This is a genomic window from Rhodococcus sp. BS-15 (assembly GCF_000813105.1).
Classification (GTDB): domain Bacteria; phylum Actinomycetota; class Actinomycetes; order Mycobacteriales; family Mycobacteriaceae; genus Rhodococcoides.
The window spans coordinates 1-2,880 of record NZ_BAOX01000432.1; the positions used below are offsets into that span (position 1 = coordinate 1).

Genomic DNA, 2,880 nt, shown 5'->3' on the forward strand with positions numbered 1-2,880 from the left:
CGCAGCTCCGGCCGCGACTGCCCGTTCCCAGGGCGCGGACCGCGGTGGCGTCGTGCGTCGGAACACCTGCGATGCGGGCAGGCGTGACCGCGGCAGGTCGCCGTCGTACGGGACGTTCCCTGTCATGGTCTCTCGTACCCTTCGTCGGCCGGGTCGGGTTGACCTCTGAATCGGTGCCAGAGGCGTCGACCTGCAAGTAACAGTAGGAGAGCACCGGCGCAGGCGGTAATTATCGCCAGCGCCTGGCCGTATGCGTTCGATCGAACGGACACCGTCGACACTTCACCGAGCCGGGAGCCGTCGAGCGTCGTGACGGAGAAGTCGACGGACAGATTGCGCGTGTCGTCCACCTCGGCGGGGACGGTGATGGTCCGTGATCCACGGGCCGGAAGTTGGGTGACGCCGACGTCGCTGATCGTCATCTCCGGCGGCGCGTCGACCCGGAGCAGCACGTTCACCGGGACGGGAAGGTCGTTGCGGGCGACGAGCAGCAGCGGGCTCTGCTCCGAAGCGAGGGTGTAGACGCCGCCCGGGGCCAGCACGGTCACCGATCCGTAGATGGTGTCCAGTCCGGTGCGGATGGCATCGAGTCGGTCGCGTGCCATGGTGCCGGTCTCTTCACTGGCGGCGCTCGCGCGACCCGCCGTCGACAGCGCCCGGAGCATGTCCTCACGCAGCGGGGCGGTGTACAGGCGCGGGGTCAGCTCGGATTGCGGATCCTCGACGAGCGATTGCATCAGGGTGTCGACCCGGGCGCTCTGCGATCGCACCAGGTCGATGGTGCCGGTATCGAGTTCGGTGGCTGCGTCGATGCTGGTCACCGGGGTGCCCGAGGTGGGTTCGGCAAGCAACTCGGACAGTGGCCGCGGCGTCGCCAGGCCGGAACGCAGCAGCGAGGACACCGTCGACAGAATCGCCGACGGTTCGTCTCCGCCCGCGGTCCAGTACTGCGGGGGCGGCGACGGTGACGGTGCGCCCGGGCCGATCGGTGCCGACGAGCGCATGGAAGTTCACAGCCCCCCAGCGCGTCCTGCAGTCGTGCGGTACGCGAGTCGGTGGCGAGGTCGAAGCGCTGCTCGGAGGGGGTGAGCGCAGGGGTGGACGGGCCGTCTCCGACGCCGGCCAGTGCCGCTGCGGTGGCGGCGTCGTAGTGGGTGGCTGCCAGTGTCTCGGTCTGCTGCGTTTCGGACGGCTGGGTTTCCGACGGCTGGGTTTCGGACGAGACCAGCAACGAGGTCGGAGCCGAGGTCGGCGGGCTGATGCTGTTGTCGGCGACCAGCACGGTGCCGGTGCCCGCCGATCGCAGGGCGTCGGCGGTGTCCGCGTCCACCCCACCCGTGGTGCTCCAGGTGAAGCCACGCGTCGAGGTGATGCCGAGGATGCCGTCGACGATGTCTGCCGGGGCGCTGACGGCACTACTGAGCAACGTGGGATTGCCGATGTCGGCCACTGCCCCCAGATCGGTCTGGGCGAACGGCATCGCCGTCACGCAGGTGCTCGACGCGATCGTTTCGAGTCGGGACAGCCACTGGGATGCGGCTTCGCTTCCGGTGCCCTCGCGGGTGGCGCCCGCGGGATCGGCCGGGTTGTCGACGACGAGGTAGCCGCGGGTCATGTTCGAGACGGTGACGAGCAGGTCGGGGTCCAGGCCGATACACAGGCTCGACGCGAGTCTGCCGTCGGGATCCAGGCCGGGTTGCGTCGCGAATTCAACGGCCTTGAGGAGGGTGTCGAGTCGCCCACCGGTGGCGAGTTCGCCGGCCAGTTCGTCGTCGATCAGCCGAACGCGCTCGTCGACGGAACCGGGGATTCCGGCAGCGAGGCGAGGAATGTCGGCCAGCGGCCACAGGACCGTCATCGCGACGGGGTTGCGGGTGTTGGGGGGCAGCGGCATCGCGCCCGGAGCGGTGGGGTCCATCTCACCGGGGTTGCGGGGCAGTCCGACGACGGGGAGCAGGAAACGGGCGTCGTCGAGTCGTGCGGTTCCGCCGTATTCGGGGGTGCCGTTGACGTTGAGCAGCAGCGGGTAAACGCCCGGGGCCTCGATTCCCAGCGAGGGCTCGGTGGTGCTGCGCAGCTGCATCGACATGTCGAACTGGCGGCTCTCGTCCTCCTCCAATGAGTCGGCGACAGTGACGAACTCACCGAACCGGTCGAATCGGTCCTGTTCGAGAGTCAGCGAGGTCCGTAGTCCGGCCGTGGTGTCGACGGCGGCAGCGGCCTGCATCCGGACACTGACGTCGTCGACGCGGCGGTCCCCGGTATTGGTCACCGTGGCGCGCACCGTCACGAACGGATCGCTGCTGGTGGTGACGGTGGAGGGAGCGACGGTCTCGATGCTCAGCGTCAGGAAGGGGTTGCCGTCCTGCGTCATCGGAGTGTCCGGAACGGCGCTGGTGGTGCCGCTGCTGTCGCCGACGGAGGAGTCGGGCTGGGCTGCGGCGTCGGGAAGCTGCGTGGGGACCAGTGCTGCGGTGCCGACCGACGGTGCCACCGCAAGAACGAACGTGGTCAATGCGGCGGCAGCGACCTTCCGGGCCCGCACGATCACTTCCCGCCGGGTATGGGTGCGCCCGAGTTGCCGCTGCTCATGTCGTCGATCAGGCGGGTGGCGATGGCGGCGAGTTTGCGTTCGTCGGCGTAGGCGAGCCGAGACGGTAGTTCGGTCAGCGGAACCCATGCGACCTCGGTCACTTCGAGATCCTCGTCCGAGAGTTCGCCGCCCAGGAATCGGAGCAGGTAGTGGTGGACGGTCTTGTGGACGCGTCGTCCTTCGGTGACGAACCAGTAGTCGATGCTGCCCAGCGAGGCCAGGACGGTACCGCGGATGCCGGTTTCCTCGGCGACCTCGCGCATGGCCGTCTGCTCGGCCGTTTCGCC

At 68.9% G+C, this 2,880-nt stretch carries 3 protein-coding genes; all 3 read right to left on the bottom strand.

Annotated elements, in window-relative coordinates; all coding sequences use genetic code 11:
* Positions 1-122: 122 nt before the first annotated feature.
* On the bottom strand, positions 123-902 hold the full coding sequence (locus RHBS_RS31205; RefSeq protein WP_237669774.1) for a DUF6049 family protein: 780 nt from the start codon (positions 900-902) through the stop codon (positions 123-125).
* Entirely contained in the window at positions 818-2,545 is a 1,728-nt protein-coding gene (locus RHBS_RS26310) for a hypothetical protein (protein ID WP_237669777.1), read from the bottom strand. The genes RHBS_RS31205 and RHBS_RS26310 overlap by 85 nt, the downstream gene beginning before the upstream one ends.
* 2 nt (positions 2,546-2,547) lie before the next feature.
* Positions 2,548-2,880, bottom strand: a 333-nt coding sequence (locus RHBS_RS26315) for an NUDIX hydrolase (protein WP_145977622.1), incomplete at its 5' end; no start/stop codon positions are given.